We start from the raw sequence: 17,658 nt of genomic DNA on the forward strand, positions 1-17,658 counted from the left end.
ACCGGTTTTCGAGGTAGGTTGTCCGCGGGTTCGGTCGTACCGCCTTGAGGAGGGATGGGCACATCGGAAAAGGCGTCCAAACCGCGCGCCGGACAGCAAGTCATCCACCTCTCGCAGCTGTTGCGCGCCCCCGTGCTGGCACGCTCCGGGGAAACGGTGGGCCGGGTCGAGGACGTGATCGTGCGGCTGCGAGGGGCCGAGGAGTATCCGCTGGTGGCCGGGATCGTGGCCGGGGTCGGCGGCCGGCGCGTGTTCATCGGCGACAAATCCATCGACGCATACTCGGCGGATCGAGTTCTGTTGACCAAGAACAAGATTGACCTTCGCGGGTTCGAGCGCCGCGAGGGTGAGGTGCTGTTGCGCACCGATGTGTTGGGCCACCGGCTGATCGACGTGGCCACCGTCGAGTTGGTGCGTGCCTACGACATCGAGCTGGAGCGCACCGGCGAGGGCTGGATGGTCACCCGCCTGGACACCCGGCGTCCCCCGCGATTGTTCGGCCTGATCAAGCACTCGGGAGGGCACGCGTCTCGCGATTGGAAGGCGTTCGAGCCGCTGATCGGCCACGCACGTTCCGATGCCGTGCGGCGCCTGTCGGACCGATTCGGCGAGCTCAAGGCCGCCGAGATCGCCGATCTGCTCGAGGAAGCGGACAAGGCCGAGGGCGGCGAGATCCTCGACCGGGTACACAGCGACCCCGAACTGGAGGCCGACGTCTTCGAAGAGCTGGACCCGGAAAAGGCCAGCCGGCTGCTGGACGGCATGCCCGACAACGAGGTCGCCGCGCTGCTGGGCCGCATGCGCGCCGACGACGCGGCCGACGCGATCGCCGACCTGCGCCAGTCACGGCGCCGGCGCGTGCTCGAGCTGATGCCCGCCCCGCAGCGCACCAAGGTCATCACGCTGATGGGATTCAACCCCGAAAGCGCGGGCGGGCTGATGAACGTCGATTCCGTGACGTGTTCGGCCACCGCCACCGCGGGTGAGGCATTGGCGCTGATCGCCGCGTCGCGCAGCATACAACCGGAAGCGCTCATCAAGGTGCACGTGCTCGACGAGGACAAACGGCTCGACGGCGTCGTCTCGGTGATCACCCTCTTGCAGGTCGATCCCGCCGAAACCCTTGCGGCCCTGATGGATTCCGACCCGGTACGGGTCAACGCCGACGCGGACCTGACCGACATCGCGCTGCTGATGGCGGATTTCAATCTCTACTCCATCCCCGTCGTCGACGAGCAGGACCGCCTACTCGGGGTGGTCACCGTCGACGACGTGCTGGAGGCGACCATCCCCGAAGACTGGCGGCGCCGGGAGCCCGCACCGCGCCCCATCCGCGAGATCACCGCCGCCGACGACCGTGACACGCCGCCACAGGGAGGAAGCGCGCAGTGAGCTCCGGCGGGGAGGACACCACGCAGGCTGAGGCGCAGGCGGTTCAGCGTCCCGAGCCGGCGCCGGCCCGGCGCACAGCGGTGCTGGACAGCGCGCATCTGGGTGACATCGAGGGCGCGTTCGGGCGCATCAGCGTCGCGGAAACCGAGCACGCCCGCACCTGGAAGACCCGGCTTTTGACCCTGCTCGCGATCGTCGGACCCGGAATCATCGTCATGGTCGGCGACAACGACGCGGGTGGGGTCGCGACCTACGCGCAAGCCGGCCAGAACTATGGCTACTCACTGCTGTGGGTGTTGCTGCTGCTGATCCCGGTGCTCATCGTCAACCAGGAGATGGTGGTCCGGCTCGGCGCGGTCACCGGGGTCGGGCACGCCCGGTTGATCAACGAACGCTTCGGCCGCGGCTGGGGCTGGTTTTCCGTCGGCGACCTGTTCTTGCTGAACTTTCTGACGATCGTCACCGAATTCATCGGCATCAGCCTGGCCGCCGAATACATCGGCATCTCCAAATACGTTGTGGTACCGATCTCGGCGTGGCGTTGGTCGCGATCATGGCCAGCGGCAGCTTCCGTCGATGGGAGCGGGCCATGTTCATTTTCATCGCCGTCACGCTGCTGCAGATCCCGATGCTGCTGATGTCCCATCCACAGTGGGGGCACGCGGCGAAGTCGTTTGTGGTGCCCGGCATTTCGGGCGGCATCAGCTCGGATGCCGTGCTGTTGATCATCGCCATCGTCGGCACCACCGTGGCGCCGTGGCAGCTGTTCTTTCAGCAGTCCAACGTCGTCGACAAGCGCATCACGCCCCGGTTCATGGGGTACGAACGCGCGGACACCGTACTGGGCGCCTTCGTGGTGGTGGTCGGCGCCGCCGCGCTGATGATGACCGGCGAGTGGGCGGCGCGCTCCACCAACACCCTTGGCGGCTTCACCGATGCCGGCGCGACGGCGCATCTGCTGGGCGAGCACCGCCCGGTGCTCGGCTCGATCTTTGCCATCGTGCTGATGGACGCCTCGATCATCGGGGCCGCCGCGGTGACCCTGGCCACCAGCTACGCCTTCGGCGACGTGTTCGGACTGAAGCACTCGCTGCACCGCGGCTTCGCCGACGCCAAACAGTTCTACCTTTCCTATACCGCGATGGTGGTCCTGGCCGCGGCCATCGTGCTGATTCCGGGCGCTCCGCTCGGGTTGATCACCACCGCCGTCCAGGCCCTCGCGGGATTACTGCTGCCCAGCGCCAGCGTGTTTCTGCTGTTGCTGTGCAATGACCGAGAAGTGTTGGGGCCCTGGGTCAATCGCGCCTGGCTCAACTGGCTCGCCGGACTGATCGTCGGCGTTCTGCTGCTGCTGTCCGGAATCTTGATGGCCACCACGTTGTTTCCCGGACTCGACGTCGTCGCGGTAGCGGGCTATCTGACGCTTGGGCTGGTCATCCTCGCGGCGGCCGCGGCACCGGTGCTGCGCTGGCTGGCGCGGCGTCAGCCCGAGCGAGCCCGGCCACAACTTCCGGGCCGCGGCGTCGATCGCAACACTTGGCGCATGCCGCCGCTGGCCCTGCTCGAACCGGTCACCTGGTCACCAGGAACCCGGCTCGCGATGATCGCGCTGAGGGCCTATTTGGTTGTCGGGGCGCTGCTTTTGGTGGTCAAAGCGATCCAGCTCGGTCGCTGACGGCTTGCATCCGGCGGGCCACCTCGCCGTAGCGCTCGAAGCGATCCTGGTCGGCGACGGAGTTGTACATCACCAACCGCGTTGCCGTTCCGGCGTACTTCGCGGCCAACGCGTCCGCCAATCCCTCCCAGCTCGATTCGGTGGCGAAGACCGCGATGTGGTCATCGCTGACCTGGGCGGCCATGCCGGCGAAGTCGCCGGCCTTCTGCTTTTCCCGGATCCGGGCGGTCGTGCCCTCGAAACCCGCCTCGTCCCAGATGAATGCGTAGTTGGGCGTGCTTCCGTAAAAGGCCATGCTGGCGCGCACGACTTCACGCTGCCGGTCCCGCTCTTCGTCGGTATCCCCGACGATCGTCATGACGGGCACGATGATCGCGATGTCCGACAGCGAACGACCCGCTTTCTGCGCGCCTTCGCCGACCGTCGGCAGGACGTGACGGGCCAGATAACCCGGTTCGCCGATGGGGTGGACGTGAACCCCGTCGGCCACTTCGCCCGCCATCCGCAGCATCCACGGATTGACCGCTGCGATATCGACTTTGGGGTCTGGAGCGTCGATGGGCCCCGGGCTCCACTGCGGGGTGATGAAGTCGAGATCGTAGAAGTCGCCGTGATGGTCGAGCGTCCCGGAACGAAAGGCCGCGAAACACGCCTTGACGGCCAGGAGGTAGTCGCGCAGCCGGGGCCCGGGCCGCTCAAAGGCCGTGCCGTAGCGCCGGACCACGTGGGTGCGCACCTGCGTTCCGAGGCCCAGCCGGAACCTTCCCCTGGTGGCTTCCTGCAGTTCCCAGGCCGCGGCGGCGGTCACGAACGGGCTGCGCGGAAAGGCGACGGCGACGCCCGTCGACAATTCCAGATCCGGCGCGGCCTGCGACGCGACGGCGGCATTCAGGTATGCGGTGCGGCCCGTCTCGGTGAACAACAAGCCGGAGAACCCGACGGCGTGGGTCCGCCGGGCGAGCTCACCGATCTGGCCCAGTGGCTGGGGAATCGTCATCGCGTCGACATGCATGGTGGGAGCATACGTCGCGCGTCCGACCGCGCGGCGGGCTCGTCAGCCTCTTGCCCGACGACCGGCCCAGGGTGTTAGCTCTGTAGTCGTCAGCAACCGTCGTTTTTTCCGCTAACAGGAGGCTTCCGAACGTGCTTCGTGGATTATTCTTCGCCGGAGCAATCGCAGTGGGAATTGCGGGGATGCCCGTAGCCGTGGCGGCTCCGTCAACGACGACGACTACGACCACCACGACCACAACGTCGACGTCGCCCACCAGCGGGGCCAGCGCCTACTACCCGAACTGCAGGGCGGCCTGCGCGGCGGGTGTCGCGCCGATCTACCGCGGGCAGCCCGGCTATCGAGCCGGCCTCGATCGTGACAACGACGGCATAGCCTGCGAGGTGTGCCACTAGTCCGTCGAAACCCGACGCGGTGACGGCGTTAGTCCGCAAGAAAGACGGCACCAGCGAGTCGCAGGACGCCGACATCGAGGTCGGCCAGCAGGCCCATCGCTTCGAATTTCCGGCCATCGCGCAGTCCACGGTTGATGAGGTCCTCTTCGTCAGCAGCGCCGGCCGCTGCTTCGTGATCGGGCCCTGAGCCCGAATCCGGGCCTCAGCGTTTCGTTGGCCGCCGGCTCACCGGGGCGGTGAAGCCTTCGGTGTCGTCGAAGAATGCCCACTGGCCGTCGTCGTTGACCTCCATGCGCCAACCCAACTCGGTGTTGCCGCCAACGGAGTTGACGAACCAGGCGTACGCGGCCTCCGCGTTGGCAAAACTCTTCGTCGCAACGACCCGGCCCCGTGGGTCGATGACGCGAAACGCAGGCATGGGATCTAAGTATCCCTGCCTGGGAGTTTTCAATCCCGGAAATGGCTTATTTGCCGGTAAACCCCGGGTTACACCGTGCGGGCCAGCCGGTGAGCGAGTATCTCGGCAAACCTCGCCGGATCGTCGAGCGTGCCGCCCTCGGCGAGAAGCGCTGTGCCATACAGCAATTCCGCGGTCTCCGCGACCGAGGGATCGTCGCTGCGCTCCTGGTGCGCTTGGCGCAGACCGGTGACGAGCGGATGGTTGGGATTGAGTTCGAGGATCCGCTTCCCCACCGGAATGTCCTGCCCGGAAGCGCGGTAGATGCGCGCGAGCGCAGGCGTGATCCCGAAGGCGTCGGTGATGAGGCAGGCCGGCGAGTCCGTCAGCCGGGTAGACAGCCGAACTTCCTTGACGTGGTCGCTCAGGGTGTCCTTGAGCCAGGTCAGCAGGTCGGCGAACTCCTTTTGCTGCTCCTCGCGCTCGGCCTCGCTCTGCTCGCCGTCGGAGCTGAGGTCCACCTCGCCCTTGGCGATCGACTGCAGCGGCTTGCCGTCGAATTCGGTCACGGTTCCCACCCAGACCTCGTCGACTGGGTCGGTGAGCAGCAGCACCTCGTAGCCCTTGGCCTTGAACGCCTCGAGGTGCGGCGATTTCAGGATCTGCTGGCGCGACTCGCCCGTGGCGTAGAAGATCTGCGTCTGGCCGTCCTTCATCCGCTCCACGTATTGGGCGAGCGTGGTGGCTTCCTCGTCGCTGCGGGTCGAGGCGAATGAGGAGATCTGCAGCAGCGTCTCCTGGTTGTCGAAGTCCGACAGCAGGCCCTCCTTGACGACCCGGCCGAATTGGGTCCAGAAGGTGCGATAGTCCTCGGGGCGCTCGGACTGCAGATCCTTGATCGTGGAGAGGACCTTCTTTGTCAGCCGACGCCGAATGGCCTTGATCTGCCGATCCTGTTGCAGGATTTCGCGGGACACGTTCAGCGACATGTCCTGCGCGTCAACGACACCCTTGACGAAGCGCAGGTATTCGGGCATGAGCTCGTCGCAGTCGCCCATGATAAACACGCGCTTGACGTACAGCTGGATCCCGGTCTGGGCGTCCCGGTTGAACAGGTCGAACGGGGCGTGCGACGGGATGAACAGCAGTGCCTGGTACTCGAAGGTGCCCTCGGCCCGCATCGCGATGACCTCGAGCGGGTCGTCCCAGGCGTGCGCGATGTGCTTGTAGAACTCCTTGTACTCCTCTTCGGAGACCTCTTCTTTGGGCCTGGCCCACAGGGCCTTCATCGAGTTGAGGGTCTCGGTCTCGATGGTGACGGTCTCCTCGCCGCCCTCCTCGCTCGCCGGTTGCCGTCGCTCCACCTGCATCCGGATGGGCCACGCGATGAAGTCGGAGTATTTCTTGACCAGGCTCCTGATCTTGAACTCCGCGGTGTAGTCGTGCAGCTCGTCCTCGGCGTCCTCGGGCTTGAGGTGCAGGATGACCGACGTTCCTTGCGGAGCGTCGTCGACCGATTCGATGGTGTAGGTGCCCTCGCCGCTAGATTCCCATCTGGTGGCGTCGCTCTCGCCGGCCTTGCGGGTGAGCAGCTCGACCTTGTCGGCGACCATGAAACTCGAATAGAAACCGATCCCGAACTGGCCGATGAGTTCCTCGGAGGCCGCTTCGTTCTTGGCCTCGCGCAGTTGCTTGCGCAGCTCCGCGGTGCCGGACTTGGCCAGCGTGCCGATCAGATCCACCACTTCGGCGCGGGTCATTCCGATGCCGTTGTCACGGATGGTCAGGATGCGCGCGTCCTTGTCCACGTCGATCTCGATGTGCAGGTCGGAGGTGTCGACGTCGAGGTCCTTGTTCCGGAACGCTTCAAGCCGCAGCTTGTCCAGCGCGTCGGAGGCGTTGGAGATCAACTCCCGCAGGAACGAGTCCTTGTTGGAGTAGACGGAATGGACCATCAGATCCAGCAGTTGGCGAGCCTCTGCCTGAAACTCCAACTGCTCGACGCGCGCGTTCATGGCTTCTCCTACATCTCCTTTCCAAAGGACAGTGACGTCTCAAATTTACCGAGCCGCCCACTATTGGTGTTGTGGACCCGTCCACTCACGCGTCGACCGCCTCTAGGCTGAACGCATGTCTGTTGCTCAACGCGAACGTGCCGCCCTCGTGGAAACCATGCGCGGCGTCGGGCCGGACGCGCCCACGCTGTGCGAGGGATGGAAGACGCGGGACCTGGCCGCGCACCTGGTGATCCGTGAGTACCGCCCCGACGCCGCGCCCGGCATCCTGATCCCCTTCTTCGCTTCCCACACCGAGAAGGTGCAGAACCAGGTCGCCGAGCGGAACGATTGGGAGGAGCTGGTCGGCAAGCTCGCCGCCGGCCCGCCGGTCTACTCGCCGCTCAAACTGCTCGACCCGGTGGCCAATGTGGCCGAGATGTTCATCCACCACGAGGACGTGCGCCGCGCGCAGCCGGGCTGGCAGCCGCGCTCGCTGGAGCCGGCCCTGAGCAAGATGCTGCGGCGCACCCTGCCGTTGATGGCCCGGCTCACCCTCGCCAAGGTGCCCGGCCGGGTGGCGTTGCGGACCTCGGAGGGCAAGACGGTGCTCACCGCAGGCCAGGGGCCGGCGGTGACGGTGACCGGTGCTCCCGAGGAACTGTTGTTGTTCAGCGTGGGACGTCAGGCCAAGGTCGACTTCGACGGCGACGCCGCGGCGGTGCAGGCCGTGCGCGATGCGCCTAAAGGGTTATAGGTCCGGCGATCGCGGCGGCCGCTCGCGGGCCGTTCAGGAGGCGTAACCGAATTTCCGGACGCGGGTCACCCGAAGGCCGCCCGCAGCTCTTTCTTGATCACTTTGCCGAATTGATTGCGCGGCAAGGTCTCGACGACCACCAGGTGTTCGGGGTGCTTGTATCGGCTGAGGCCGCGTGATTGGCAATGTCGCACAAGGGATTCCAATGACACGCCGTCGGCTGTCGCGGGCACCACGACCGCACACACGCGTTCGCCGGTCCGGGGGTCGGGAATGCCGATGACGGCGACATCGGCGACGGCGGGATGGGTGGCGAGCGCATTCTCGATTTCGAGCGCCGAGATGTTCTCGGCGTTGCGGATGATCGCGTCCTTGGTACGGCCGGTGACGCGGACATTGCCGTGGGCGTCGATCATGCCGAGATCGCCTGTGCGCAACCACCCGTCGCTGTCGAACGCATCGGCGTCAAGTGCCGCGTCGGCGTAGCCGAGGAAGCACTGGGGTCCCTTGAGCCGCAGCTCGCCTTCCTGCCCGGCGGGCACTTCGGCGCCGCGGCTGTCCACCGCGCGAACCTTGACCCCGGGCACCGGCGGCCCGACGGTGTGGTCGAGCACCTCGGGCGCGGCGGTCAACGACGGCGAGGTCGCGCATGGAAACTCGGTCATTCCCCAGGCATTGGCGATGCCGGCCAGGCCGAAGGTGTCACGAACCTGGCGGCTCAGTTCGGCGGTGACGGGCGCCCCTCCGGCCAGGCAGCCCCGGACGGAAGGAAACAGCGGCCGATCGGGTTGGGCCCGTTGGGCTTCGAGGAATGCGACGAAGAATGGGGTCGCGGTGCCCAGGAACGTCGGATTGTGCGCGGCGATGGCCCACGGCGTGGTAGCCGGATCGAACGTCTCGAATAGGGCCAACCGCATGCCGGTCAGCAACCCGGTGGCCAGCATCGCCGCCCCGCCGATGTGGGCGATCGGGAAGGCGATCGGATCCACGTCGCTACTGTTGGCCCCCACCATGCCCACCACGCCCGCCGAGCCGGCGATCACCGACGTGTCGGTGTGGCGGATCCCCTTGGGGGCCGCGGTGGTTCCCGAGGAGTAGTAGATCCAGCGCGCGTCGTCGGCGGTTCTCGGCGGCGGCGGGAGTGCCCCGGTGTCGCCGCCGGGCAGCCGCAGCCCGCCGGTGGACGGGGGCGTTGCCAAGTCGAGCGCGACGACCTCGAAGCCCCTGTCCCGCGACAATGCCCGGGCCAGCTCACCGTACTCGAATCCGCGCCAAAGCTGTGGCGCCACAAAGACTTCGGTATCGAGTTGGCCAGTGATGAAGCCCACCTCACTTTCCCGCAATATCGGAATGATCGGGTTCTGCACCGCGGCGAGTCGGGCAAGCGCGGCCATCACCACCATGGTCTCCAGCGTGGTGGGCAACTGCCAGGACACGACGGTTCCCGCGCGAACCCCTCGTTCGGCCAGAGCGGCTGCGGTCGCGCACGCGGCGTCGTGCAGTTGACGCGCTGTGAGGCTGCGCCCGTACTCATCGGCGAGAAGCGGTCGTGGTGATCCTCGCTGCGCCGCCTCGGCGATCAGGGCCCAGAACGTCACCGCGCCAATCCCTTCGGGCTCACCGCGCCGACGGGTCGGTAGTGGGTGGGCGGAATCCCGAGTGCGCGACCGCGACGGATACCCCGGTGCCGATCGGGCCTTTGGCGTCCACCAGGACCGCCGAGCCGCTAGCCACCCCGTCGTGGCTGTGATGCATCAGCGAGGCAAGCCCGATATGGGCGCCCTCGGGCAGCCTGCTCAGCGTGAGCGTGTAGTCGACGTTGATGAACTGCAGGGAGTTGGTGCCCCAGTTGGCAATCGACGCCGTGATGTCACCGGCCATCGCCACGCGGGTGAAGGCGGTAAGCGGGTCGTCGTCGATCAACGGCCGTGTCTCGTGGATCCACGTGTATTTCGAGCCGTCGCCCTCAGGCCAGTCCGGGTCGGGGTTCTGCACGTCGGCGCCCCAGCCGTAGGTTCGCATGAACAGTGTCGAGTAGGCCTCGTCCACCGGGATCGGCGGCATCTGCACCGGTGGTGACCAGACCTGGCCTTCGGGTTGCGCCCCGCGCCGCAGAAACAGCGCGCTCGCCTGCGCCACCGCGGCGCCGTCCTGGGTGATCACGGCCTCGACCAGCCGCAATCGGCGCCGGTCGTGTTGCACCTTCGTGTGCACCTCGAGCGGCGCCAAGGCGGTCGGGCGGGGCAGATCGACGGTCAATCGCGCCGGTTGCAGGTCCGCATCCCCGGCCGCATCCTCGACCGCCCACGCCAAGAGTCCGCCGACGACGTGTCCGCTCAGCGAGGGGCCCCATCCACCCCGGGCGATTTTGGTTGGAACGAGATAGTTTTCGTCGCGGACGAAGTACGGCGCCGGTTCTGCGCAGGAGGCTTCATCCGGCACGATATTGGGCTCGGCCACTGCATGACCCTTCGGCTGATGGGATCGCGGGCTCAGCTGAGGACCGCAACTGTGGATGTTACAGTTGCGCTTCCAGTCGCTGGGTGCGCACCGCGCCGCGACAGTCATCGGTCACCCGATTGCGGCGCCCACCAGATGGCCGATCAGGTAGGTGACGGCCAGCGCGAGACTGCCGCCGACGGCGTTGCGCAGCACCGCCCGGCGCTTGCGGGCTCCGCCCAAGCCGGCCGAGACGGCACCGGTAATCACCAGCGCGACAAGCACGGCCACGACGGTGACGGGGATTCGCCACGTGGTCGGCGGGGCAAGGATCGCGATCAAGGGCAGTAGGGCCCCGACCGCGAACGACAGCGCCGACGACGAGGCCGCCTGCCACGGATTGGTGAGGTCGTCGGGGTTGATGCCCAGTTCGACCTCGGCGTGGGCGAGCAGCGGATTGTGGTCGGTGAGTTCCTCGGCCACGGTGCGCGCGGTCGCCGGCGTCAGGCCCTTGGCTTCATACAGGGCGGCGAGCTCGTCTAGCTCCGCGGCCGGGTCGTCGCGCAGTTCGCGACGCTCCTGGCTCAGCAACGCCTTTTCCGTGTCGCGTTGGGTGCTGACGGACACGTATTCGCCCAGCGCCATCGACACCGCCCCGGCGACCAGTCCGGCGCTGCCCGCGGTCAATATCGGGGCGCGTGCGGCGGTGGCCGCCGCGACCCCCACGACGATGCCGGCGGTGGAGACGATTCCGTCATTGGCCCCCAGGACGCCTGCGCGCAGCCAATTCAATTTCGACGACACCGAACCGACGTGGGGTTCGTGCGGATGTGACGCACTCGGCACGGCCGCAACCATATAGACGAAAACCCTTGCCGACTAGACAACGTAGCCTTCCCAAACCGGCCCGCGCGAAGGGTTGGTTCGCGGCGGCCCGCGGGCAAAGTGCCTGCTGAGCGCCTCTGCCAGGGGCTGCGGCGAGAGGCTGCGCTCGGCAGCGACCACCTGGGTGACGGCCGCGACCAAACGTTGCGCATGGGCGGGTCACAGCCAGTCCATAGGAACGCTATCTAACGTCGGGCTGGTAACGGGGGGTGTTCGAAGGAACTTCCTTGCAAGAAATCCCTAGTGGATAGGTGAAGCATCATGAAGTTGAAGCAACTTGTCGGAGGGGTGACCATCGCCGGAGCGCTCGGCGCTGCGACCCTGGGAATGGGCGCCGGATTTGCCAACGCCGCACCCGGGGCGCCACAGCCTCCGGGTAATAATGGCGGGGCGGCGCCCGGTGGCGGGCACGCGCCCACCGGTCCCAACGATCCGGGCGGTCCCGGCGGTCCTGGTGGTCCCGGTGGTCCGGGTGGTCCGGGTGGACCCGGAGGCCCTGGCGGCCACCCCGGTGGTCCTGGCGGACCGCCGCCTGGCGATCACCCGGGCGGACCCGGTGGACCCGGTGGTCCGGGTGGCCCCGGCGGTCCTGGTGACCACCCGGGCGGCCCTGGCGGGCCTGGTGGCCCCGGTGACCATCCCGGTGCTCCCGGCGGTTTCGGTGGACCGGATCCGCACCCGGGCGGCCCGTGGCACGGAGATGACCACCGCGGCTACTTCCACGGGGCACCGTGGGGCGATGGGCCGGCACCCTGGGGTGCGGGCGAGCCGCCGCGGCCGGCATGGGATCGACCGCTTCCCCCGCCCGGTGGGCGCTGGGACTACGGCCCGATCAACTACTGGGGATACAACGAAACGCCGTACTGGAACCCCCGTTTCAATCAGTGGGGATTTGACTTCTTCGGAGTGTGGATCCCGCTGTGATCGATAACTGACACGACGCCCGCTTCGCCGATTGGCGAGGCGGGCGTCGTCGTTTACTACGTTGGCGCCGAGCGGTTTTCGCTCTCGGCGCTGGTTCTAGCCTTTGATGCCGACGGTCAGCAGGTCGGGCACCAACGCCGTCCACACCGGTCGCGGGATCCGGTGTTGGTCGCTGATCGCGAACCCGGCGTTCTCGAACAACGTCCGCATCTCGGGTGCGGAGGCGTTGTGTTGGGGCTTCCACCGGGAGTTCGCGGAGGACTGCAGCCGCGGTTGCCGCGTGCTCAGCGCCGAGACGGCCACCAGGCCGCCGGGCGCCAGCACGCGGTGGAATTCGCGCAATGCGGCCGGCTGGTCGAAGAAGTGAAAGGCCGAGGTTGTCACGACGGCGTCGAGGGCGCCGTCGTCGAAAGGGAGCTGCTCGGCCGGGGCGCGCATCCACTGCACCCGGTCGGACCTGGCGCGAGCCTGACCGAGCATGCCGTCGGACATGTCGACGCCATAGATCTCGTCGGGCTGCAGTTCACGCTGGATCCGATCGCTCAAAATCCCCGTACCGCAGGCGACGTCGGCGATCTTACGGGCGCCGTGATTGCGCAGTTGGGCGATCACCTCGTCGTGCGGAGGCCGGTACACCCACTGCTGCAAGAACGGCAGATCGTAGACCGGAGCGAGGAAGCTCCATATCCGCGTGACGGCGTCGTTGAGCCCTCGTCGCTGCGGTGCGGTCATCGACAAAGCTCCGAGCTGTAGTAGATCGTGTCGGCCACCGAGACGGAATCGTTGGTCTGCGGAATCGCATCCAGAACGGAGTCGGCCAGCAGCTGAGTCATCCGGACGCCCTCCGATCGCCATCCCAGGTTATCCAGATAGACCGCGACGTCATTGCGCTCGCCCTGATAGCCGAGCTCGCCGAATTCCAGGTCGAAGCCATGCTCACGCCACTTCGCGGTGGCCCTGCGCATCATTTCCTGGGCTTTCTCGGTGTCCACTTCTGACATGTCCGGAATAGCTTCGCACGCCAGCCGGCTGCCGTCAGCGCTGAGCGCGGTGATGTTGTCCAGCAGGCGGTCTTGCGCCTCCGTGGGCAGGTACCCGAAGAGCCCCTCCGCGATCCACGCGGTGGGGCGGCTTTTGTCAAAACCGGCTTCCGCCAACGCCTTTGGCCAGTCATTGCGCAAGTCGACGGCGACCGTACGCAACTGCGCCGTCGGGGCGGCGCCCAGCTCCGCCAGCGTGGCGGACTTGAACGCGATCACCTGCGGTTGGTCGATCTCGAACACGGTCATGTCGGCCGGCCACGCCAACCGGTAGGCGCGGGCGTCGAGACCCGACGCCAGGATCACGGCCTGCCGGATCCCGGAATGCGTGGCGTCGCGGAAGAAGGAGTCGAAGAATCGGGTCCGGGCGGCCATCGCGGCCGGCATGTGTTCGAGCTTCCAGCCGGATTCATGGTCGTCGACGTCTGCGACCGCCAGCTCGCCGGACACCCAGCGCGTGAAGAAGTCCACCCCTACCGCGCGTACCAGCGGTTCGGCGAAGCGGTCCTCGATCAGCGGGGTGTCGGCATTGGTCGCGATCGCTCGGGCGGCCGCGACCATTGTGGCGGTCGCGCCGACACTGGTCGCCAAATCCCAGGTGTCGTTGTCTGTGCGTGGCATGCGGCTACTGTCCCCCTCGGAATCACAGGTTACCTAGCCGGCATAACGAACGACAGGCGCGTGGAGTTCCCACGCTGCCGCCGCGCGGCTATTTCGCCAGGTCGGCGTCGCGTCGCCGCAGCGAGCGGGACTTCTAGTGGGGCCCCGGGCGCCCGGGTCCGCCGGGGCCGCCGGGTCCCCCGGGCCCGCCCGGTCCCCCGGGTCCGCCCGGCCCTCCAGGCCCGCCCGGCCCTCCAGGCCCGCCCGGCCCGTTTGCGGCCGGGAGCAGGAACACGCATTCGTTCAGCTCGACGCTCCAGCCCCAACCCGGGGCGCATTCACCGTCGGCGCGGCTGATCGCCGGCGGCGCAATCACCGTCACCGGTAACCCGGCCAACACCAGAACGACCGCACCGATCACGCAGCGCCGCAGGTAATGTCTCATCGCCGACCTCACTTCGTCGTTCGTGCAACGCGGGCGGTGACTACTAGTCGCATCGGTCTTACCCGCGAACATCATTGTGCGGCAATCGCCCCGTTAACGTGCCGAATTCGGTGAGCTCGAATGCCGTTGCCGCCCACGCCTTCAGTCGGTTATCAATTCGAACACCGGGATCACTCGATCGGTGCGTTGCTCGTACTCCCCGAACCCGGGTGCGCGTTCGACCACCACCGAATAGACCGAATCCCGTTCGTCGCGCGGGAGTTCCCGCGCTGTCGCCGGTTTCGCCGCCTCCGAACCGATCTCGACAGACACGCGAGGGTTGGCGCGAATGTTGTGCACCCACGCGGGATTGTTGTCCCGGCCCGCCGCGGAACCGACGACATAGATCTTGCCGTCGATATCGAAGTAGGCGACGGGGTTGACACGTTGAGCGCCGCTTCGCGCTCCGGTCGAAGTCAACAGCAGCAGCGGAAAACCTTCGAATTGCCCGCCCACTTTGCCGCCATTGCGGCGGAACTCCTCGATGTTCTGCTCGTTGAATTCACGTTCTGAGCTCAGCGCGTCGTCACCCATTACGCCATCGTGGCATGCGGCGCGCAAGTCGGCCACCTTGCGCCGCAATCACGCTGTGTAGCAAGCAGATTGACTGTGTCGATCATGTTGATGATGGGCAACCGGATGATGATCCCGGGCATACGCATTCAGCGCTTCGAACCGAACACTTGGCGGCGAGTGCGCGCGGTGGGAAACCTGGCACCGCAGCCGCGTCAGCGCCCCCCGGCCGGCGGCGCGGCTTCGACCTTGGTCAGTTCGCTGAGACCGCTGATTCGCAGCACGGACATCAGGATCGGGTTGGCCAGCAGCTCGATGCGGTCGGCGTGGGCGGCCAGAGCGCTGATCGCGGCGCTGTCCAGGTACTCGACCGCGCTGATGTCCACGAGCAGCGCTTCCTGTCCGCCGGTGACCTGGGTGGTGGCGCCGGCCAACGCCTGGTTGAACGTGTCGATATTGCTCAGGTCGATTTCGCCCCCCACGACCAGCACGGTTTTCCCGTCGCTGCCGCGCGCGGTGTCCAGCGTGAGCGGGGTGGTCATCAGGTGATCCTCGCGGATAGGTGAACCGTGGTGCCGTCGTTGTCGGGCCGGATATCGACATCGTGCATGAGGCTTCGCATGAGGGGAATGCCCCGGCCGCGGTGCGGGTAGGACGCGGGTTGTGGGGCCTTCCAGGAGCCGGTGTCGGTGATGGTCAGCTGGACCGCGTCGCCGGTTGCGATCGCACCGAGGCGAATAGTGCCTTGCGGTCTATGTCGATGGCCGTGCTCGATGGCGTTGGCCACGCCTTCCCCGGCGGCCACCAGCACGTTCATTGTCTGGTCGGGGTCCAGTCGGGCCTTGTTCAGCCAGTCGCGCAAGGCGTTGCGGGTGGGGGCAAGCTGGCTGACGTCGGCCGGGAAGTTCAGCTCCAACGGGGCCGGGTGGCGATAGAGCAACAGGACCACGTCGTCCTGGTATCCGCCGCTCGGCGCGACCCGCGACATGACGTGGTTGGCCAGATCGTCCAGTGTCAACGCGCGCGCGTCCTGGGCGGCGTCGGCCACCCGGGAGATGCCGTGGTCGAGCGGGACGCGGCGACGCTCGACCAGGCCGTCGGTGTAGAGCACCAGCGTCGAACGCGCCGGGATGGTCACGCGGGCTTCCGGGCGGGGCCAGTCCCCCTTGACCCCCAAAGCGATGGTGTGACCGTCGTCGAGCATCTGGGTGCTGCCGTCGCTGTGCACCAGGATGGGCGGCGGGTGGCCGGCGCTGGAGTAGACCAGTTCACCGGTCTCGGGAGTGAGCACCGCGCAGACCGCGGTGGTGCATTGCGCGCCGGGCAGCCGCGCGGCGAAGCGGTCCATCCCTGCCAGAGCCGCACCGGGACTTGGGTTTTCGAACAGCAGGGCGCGACAAGCGCTGCGCACCTGGCCCATCACGGTGGCCGCGGCCAGGCCATGGCCGACGCAGTCGCCGACGATCAACGCGATCCGTCCGTCTTCCAGGTCGACGATGTCATACCAGTCACCACCGACCTGCAAAGGCCGTGTGGCGGCCTGATATCGCACCGCGAACCCGGCCGGCAGATCGGCGGGGCCGAGGATCGCGTGCTGCAGGGCCAGTGCGGTTTCGCGTTGCTGGTCGACCTGGTGCACCCGCTGCAGACCCTGGCCGAGGCGGCCCGCCAGGACCGTAAGCAAGGTCTGGTCCTCGAGGGTGAACAGACGCTGCTCGGTCAGATCGATCCAGACGACGAGCACACCGTCGGGATGCTGCAGTGCGATGCCCGCCGTTCCGGGTTGCGTCGCGTTGGAGGTGAGCAGATCGCCGTCGCGCAATGAGCTGAGGGCCTGCTGGGTGCGCGCTGGCAGGTCGGCCCACTGCGCCGGCTCGCCGACCGAAACGACTTGAGGTTCACCGAACGCCGCCTCGGCCGACGAGCTTTGCGTGGGGAAGGTGACGGCCAGAACCCGGCGTGCCCGCCACAGCCGACGCAGTTCCTCGGCGGCGGCGTGCACCGCCTCCTCGACGGTGTCGGCTTGGGCCAATTCCTGGTTGAGCGCGTGTTCGCGGCCCGCGGCCAGCGCCAGCGCGATGGCGGCGTGCCGGGCGAAGTCGCTGACGAGGTCGAGGTAATCGTTGCCGAAGGCCGGCTGGTGCGGGTCGCGTGCGACGGCGATGACGCCGAGCACGGCACCGTCGGCGATCAGGGGCATGACGATCGCCGAGCGTTTGCCGACGTCGGTGAATCCCTCGATCGGGTATTCGAAGGAATCAGTGATCAACGGCAGGCCGCGGCGCGCCACACCGCCGGTGGTCGAGCCGTCCATCGGAACCTGCCGACCAATCACCTCCGAGGAATACCGGCCCGCCGTCGCGGCGACGACCAGGGTGTCAACCTCGTCGACGGGCCGTTCGGGATCCTTGGGCACCAGCAAGATCGCCTGCTCGGCACCGGCCAACTCCAGCGCCCGATTCACGATGAGTTGCAACGGACCCGTCTGCGGGTCGCCGGACAACAGCGCGGTCGTAATCTCACGGCTGGCCTTCGTCCATCTCGCCGATTCGCGTTCTCGTTCGAAGAGTCGGGCGTTGTCGATGGCCGCCGCGGCAGCCGTGGCCATCGCTCGTACGGCGCCCTCCTGGGAGTCGGAAAAGACGCGGCCCGGACGGTCGTCCGCCAAATACAGGCTGCCGAAGTTGGCCGCCCGCACGGTGATCGGGATGCCCAGCAGCGCGTGCATCGGCGGTTGGTGTCCGGCCAGCACCGTGGTGTCGGGATGGCTGTTCAGATCGTCTACCCGCAGGCCATCGCCGACCGGTAGATCGCCGAGCAGCCGTGCAGTAGCAACGTCGATTCCCGCATGCACGAAAGAAACCAGCGTGCCGTCGGCGGCGCGGATGCCCAGCGCGGCGTAGCGGGCGCCGGTCAGCTCCATCGCCGCGTCGAGAACCCGCTGCAGCGTCACATCCAGGTCCAGATCCGAGCCGATCTCGACGATCACCCGCACCAGTTGTTCCATTTGGTCACGCGCCGCCACCAGCTCATCGAGCTGGTCATGCATGCGGCTGACCAGGTCGCGCCGGCCCTGCCAGGTGAAGGCGGAGTCACTCCGGTCGCTGTCCATGGGCAATAACGGTAGTGGGTCGGGTCTAGGGCGATATCT

General features: G+C 67.2%; 16 protein-coding genes and 1 pseudogene. 6 read left to right on the forward strand and 11 right to left on the reverse strand.

What is annotated here, in order from left to right:
* Nucleotides 1-54: 54 nt before the first annotated feature.
* Both DQP57_RS11620 and DQP57_RS11625 read left to right on the forward strand, forming a co-directional pair.
* Nucleotides 55-1,392, forward strand: coding sequence for a magnesium transporter MgtE N-terminal domain-containing protein (locus DQP57_RS11620; protein WP_112633119.1), 1,338 nt, complete (start codon nucleotides 55-57; stop codon nucleotides 1,390-1,392).
* Nucleotides 1,389-3,067: pseudogene (locus DQP57_RS11625) on the forward strand (NRAMP family divalent metal transporter). Before DQP57_RS11620 ends, DQP57_RS11625 begins: the two are co-directional and overlap by 4 nt.
* Here the strand turns inward: DQP57_RS11625 and DQP57_RS11630 are convergent.
* A complete protein-coding gene (locus DQP57_RS11630) occupies nucleotides 3,042-4,079 on the reverse strand; it encodes a TIGR03617 family F420-dependent LLM class oxidoreductase (protein WP_112633120.1) in 1,038 nt (345 codons plus the stop codon). The pseudogene DQP57_RS11625 and the gene DQP57_RS11630 sit on opposite strands and share 26 nt — an antisense overlap.
* Nucleotides 4,080-4,261: 182 nt before the next feature.
* Between DQP57_RS11630 and DQP57_RS27620 the strand changes: the two genes are divergently transcribed.
* Both DQP57_RS27620 and DQP57_RS26850 read left to right on the forward strand, forming a co-directional pair.
* Nucleotides 4,262-4,474, forward strand: coding sequence for an excalibur calcium-binding domain-containing protein (locus DQP57_RS27620; protein WP_112633121.1), 213 nt, complete (start codon nucleotides 4,262-4,264; stop codon nucleotides 4,472-4,474).
* Between the two features lie 19 nt (nucleotides 4,475-4,493).
* Entirely contained in the window at nucleotides 4,494-4,661 is a 168-nt protein-coding gene (locus tag DQP57_RS26850) for a hypothetical protein (protein WP_240631739.1), read from the forward strand.
* Between the two features lie 15 nt (nucleotides 4,662-4,676).
* On the opposite strand, the gene DQP57_RS11640 is transcribed toward DQP57_RS26850, so the two are convergent.
* The gene (locus tag DQP57_RS11640; RefSeq protein ID WP_112633122.1) at nucleotides 4,677-4,892 is read right to left on the reverse strand and encodes a hypothetical protein; all 216 of its coding nucleotides are present in this window, start codon (nucleotides 4,890-4,892) and stop codon (nucleotides 4,677-4,679) included.
* 68 nt (nucleotides 4,893-4,960) lie between these two features.
* Complete coding sequence (gene htpG / locus DQP57_RS11645) at nucleotides 4,961-6,886, reverse strand: molecular chaperone HtpG (RefSeq protein ID WP_112633123.1); 1,926 nt, start codon at nucleotides 6,884-6,886, stop codon at nucleotides 4,961-4,963.
* A 115-nt stretch (nucleotides 6,887-7,001) separates the two neighbouring features.
* Here htpG and DQP57_RS11650 point away from each other — a divergent pair, with 115 nt between their 5' ends.
* A complete protein-coding gene (locus tag DQP57_RS11650; protein WP_112633124.1) occupies nucleotides 7,002-7,622 on the forward strand; it encodes a TIGR03085 family metal-binding protein in 621 nt (206 codons plus the stop codon).
* A 65-nt stretch (nucleotides 7,623-7,687) separates the two neighbouring features.
* Here the strand turns inward: DQP57_RS11650 and DQP57_RS11655 are convergent, their stop codons facing one another.
* The 3 genes from DQP57_RS11655 to DQP57_RS11665 all read right to left on the reverse strand — a co-directional run bounded on the left by DQP57_RS11655 (nucleotide 7,688) and on the right by DQP57_RS11665 (nucleotide 10,907).
* Nucleotides 7,688-9,220 (reverse strand): class I adenylate-forming enzyme family protein, encoded by a 1,533-nt coding sequence (locus DQP57_RS11655; RefSeq protein ID WP_112633125.1) that lies wholly within the window; start codon nucleotides 9,218-9,220, stop codon nucleotides 7,688-7,690.
* A 19-nt stretch (nucleotides 9,221-9,239) separates the two neighbouring features.
* The gene (locus DQP57_RS11660) at nucleotides 9,240-10,082 is read right to left on the reverse strand and encodes an acyl-CoA thioesterase domain-containing protein (protein ID WP_112633126.1); all 843 of its coding nucleotides are present in this window, start codon (nucleotides 10,080-10,082) and stop codon (nucleotides 9,240-9,242) included.
* A 111-nt stretch (nucleotides 10,083-10,193) separates the two neighbouring features.
* Nucleotides 10,194-10,907, reverse strand: a complete 714-nt coding sequence (locus tag DQP57_RS11665; RefSeq protein ID WP_112633148.1) for a VIT1/CCC1 transporter family protein — start codon at nucleotides 10,905-10,907, stop codon at nucleotides 10,194-10,196.
* A 300-nt stretch (nucleotides 10,908-11,207) separates the two neighbouring features.
* Here DQP57_RS11665 and DQP57_RS27160 point away from each other — a divergent pair, with 300 nt between their 5' ends.
* Entirely contained in the window at nucleotides 11,208-11,870 is a 663-nt protein-coding gene (locus DQP57_RS27160; protein WP_112633127.1) for a chitin-binding protein, read from the forward strand.
* Nucleotides 11,871-11,966: 96 nt separating this feature from the next.
* On the opposite strand, the gene DQP57_RS11675 is transcribed toward DQP57_RS27160, so the two are convergent.
* The 5 genes from DQP57_RS11675 to DQP57_RS11700 form a co-directional block, all read right to left on the reverse strand.
* Nucleotides 11,967-12,602 carry a class I SAM-dependent methyltransferase gene (locus DQP57_RS11675; protein ID WP_112633128.1) on the reverse strand — a complete coding sequence of 212 codons (636 nt, stop codon included), beginning with the start codon at nucleotides 12,600-12,602 and terminating at the stop codon, nucleotides 11,967-11,969.
* Nucleotides 12,599-13,531, reverse strand: a complete 933-nt coding sequence (locus DQP57_RS11680; RefSeq protein ID WP_112633129.1) for an SAM-dependent methyltransferase — start codon at nucleotides 13,529-13,531, stop codon at nucleotides 12,599-12,601. The genes DQP57_RS11675 and DQP57_RS11680 overlap by 4 nt, the downstream gene beginning before the upstream one ends.
* Before the next feature lie 565 nt (nucleotides 13,532-14,096).
* Nucleotides 14,097-14,528, reverse strand: coding sequence for a nitroreductase family deazaflavin-dependent oxidoreductase (locus DQP57_RS11690; RefSeq protein ID WP_112633130.1), 432 nt, complete (start codon nucleotides 14,526-14,528; stop codon nucleotides 14,097-14,099).
* A 194-nt stretch (nucleotides 14,529-14,722) separates the two neighbouring features.
* Entirely contained in the window at nucleotides 14,723-15,049 is a 327-nt protein-coding gene (locus DQP57_RS11695; RefSeq protein ID WP_112633131.1) for an STAS domain-containing protein, read from the reverse strand.
* Complete coding sequence (locus tag DQP57_RS11700; RefSeq protein ID WP_112633132.1) at nucleotides 15,049-17,619, reverse strand: SpoIIE family protein phosphatase; 2,571 nt, start codon at nucleotides 17,617-17,619, stop codon at nucleotides 15,049-15,051. The genes DQP57_RS11695 and DQP57_RS11700 overlap by 1 nt, the downstream gene beginning before the upstream one ends.
* Nucleotides 17,620-17,658 lie beyond the last annotated feature (39 nt).

The sequence above is a fragment of the Mycobacterium colombiense genome (assembly GCF_003284935.1).
Taxonomy (GTDB): domain Bacteria; phylum Actinomycetota; class Actinomycetes; order Mycobacteriales; family Mycobacteriaceae; genus Mycobacterium; species Mycobacterium arosiense_A.

Excerpts from the sequence above, each read along its gene's own strand:
- DQP57_RS11620 (WP_112633119.1), top strand. The coding sequence starts at position 55 with ATGGGCACATCGGAAAAGGCGTCCAAACCGCGCGCCGGACAGCAAGTC.
- DQP57_RS11630 (WP_112633120.1), bottom strand. The coding sequence starts at position 4,079 with ATGCATGTCGACGCGATGACGATTCCCCAGCCACTGGGCCAGATCGGT.
- DQP57_RS27620 (WP_112633121.1), top strand. The coding sequence starts at position 4,262 with ATGCCCGTAGCCGTGGCGGCTCCGTCAACGACGACGACTACGACCACC.
- DQP57_RS11640 (WP_112633122.1), bottom strand. The coding sequence starts at position 4,892 with ATGCCTGCGTTTCGCGTCATCGACCCACGGGGCCGGGTCGTTGCGACG.
- htpG (WP_112633123.1), bottom strand. The coding sequence starts at position 6,886 with ATGAACGCGCGCGTCGAGCAGTTGGAGTTTCAGGCAGAGGCTCGCCAA.
- DQP57_RS11650 (WP_112633124.1), top strand. The coding sequence starts at position 7,002 with ATGTCTGTTGCTCAACGCGAACGTGCCGCCCTCGTGGAAACCATGCGC.
- DQP57_RS27160 (WP_112633127.1), top strand. The coding sequence starts at position 11,208 with ATGAAGTTGAAGCAACTTGTCGGAGGGGTGACCATCGCCGGAGCGCTC.
- DQP57_RS11675 (WP_112633128.1), bottom strand. The coding sequence starts at position 12,602 with ATGACCGCACCGCAGCGACGAGGGCTCAACGACGCCGTCACGCGGATA.
- DQP57_RS11680 (WP_112633129.1), bottom strand. The coding sequence starts at position 13,531 with ATGCCACGCACAGACAACGACACCTGGGATTTGGCGACCAGTGTCGGC.
- DQP57_RS11690 (WP_112633130.1), bottom strand. The coding sequence starts at position 14,528 with ATGGGTGACGACGCGCTGAGCTCAGAACGTGAATTCAACGAGCAGAAC.
- DQP57_RS11695 (WP_112633131.1), bottom strand. The coding sequence starts at position 15,049 with ATGACCACCCCGCTCACGCTGGACACCGCGCGCGGCAGCGACGGGAAA.
- DQP57_RS11700 (WP_112633132.1), bottom strand. The coding sequence starts at position 17,619 with ATGGACAGCGACCGGAGTGACTCCGCCTTCACCTGGCAGGGCCGGCGC.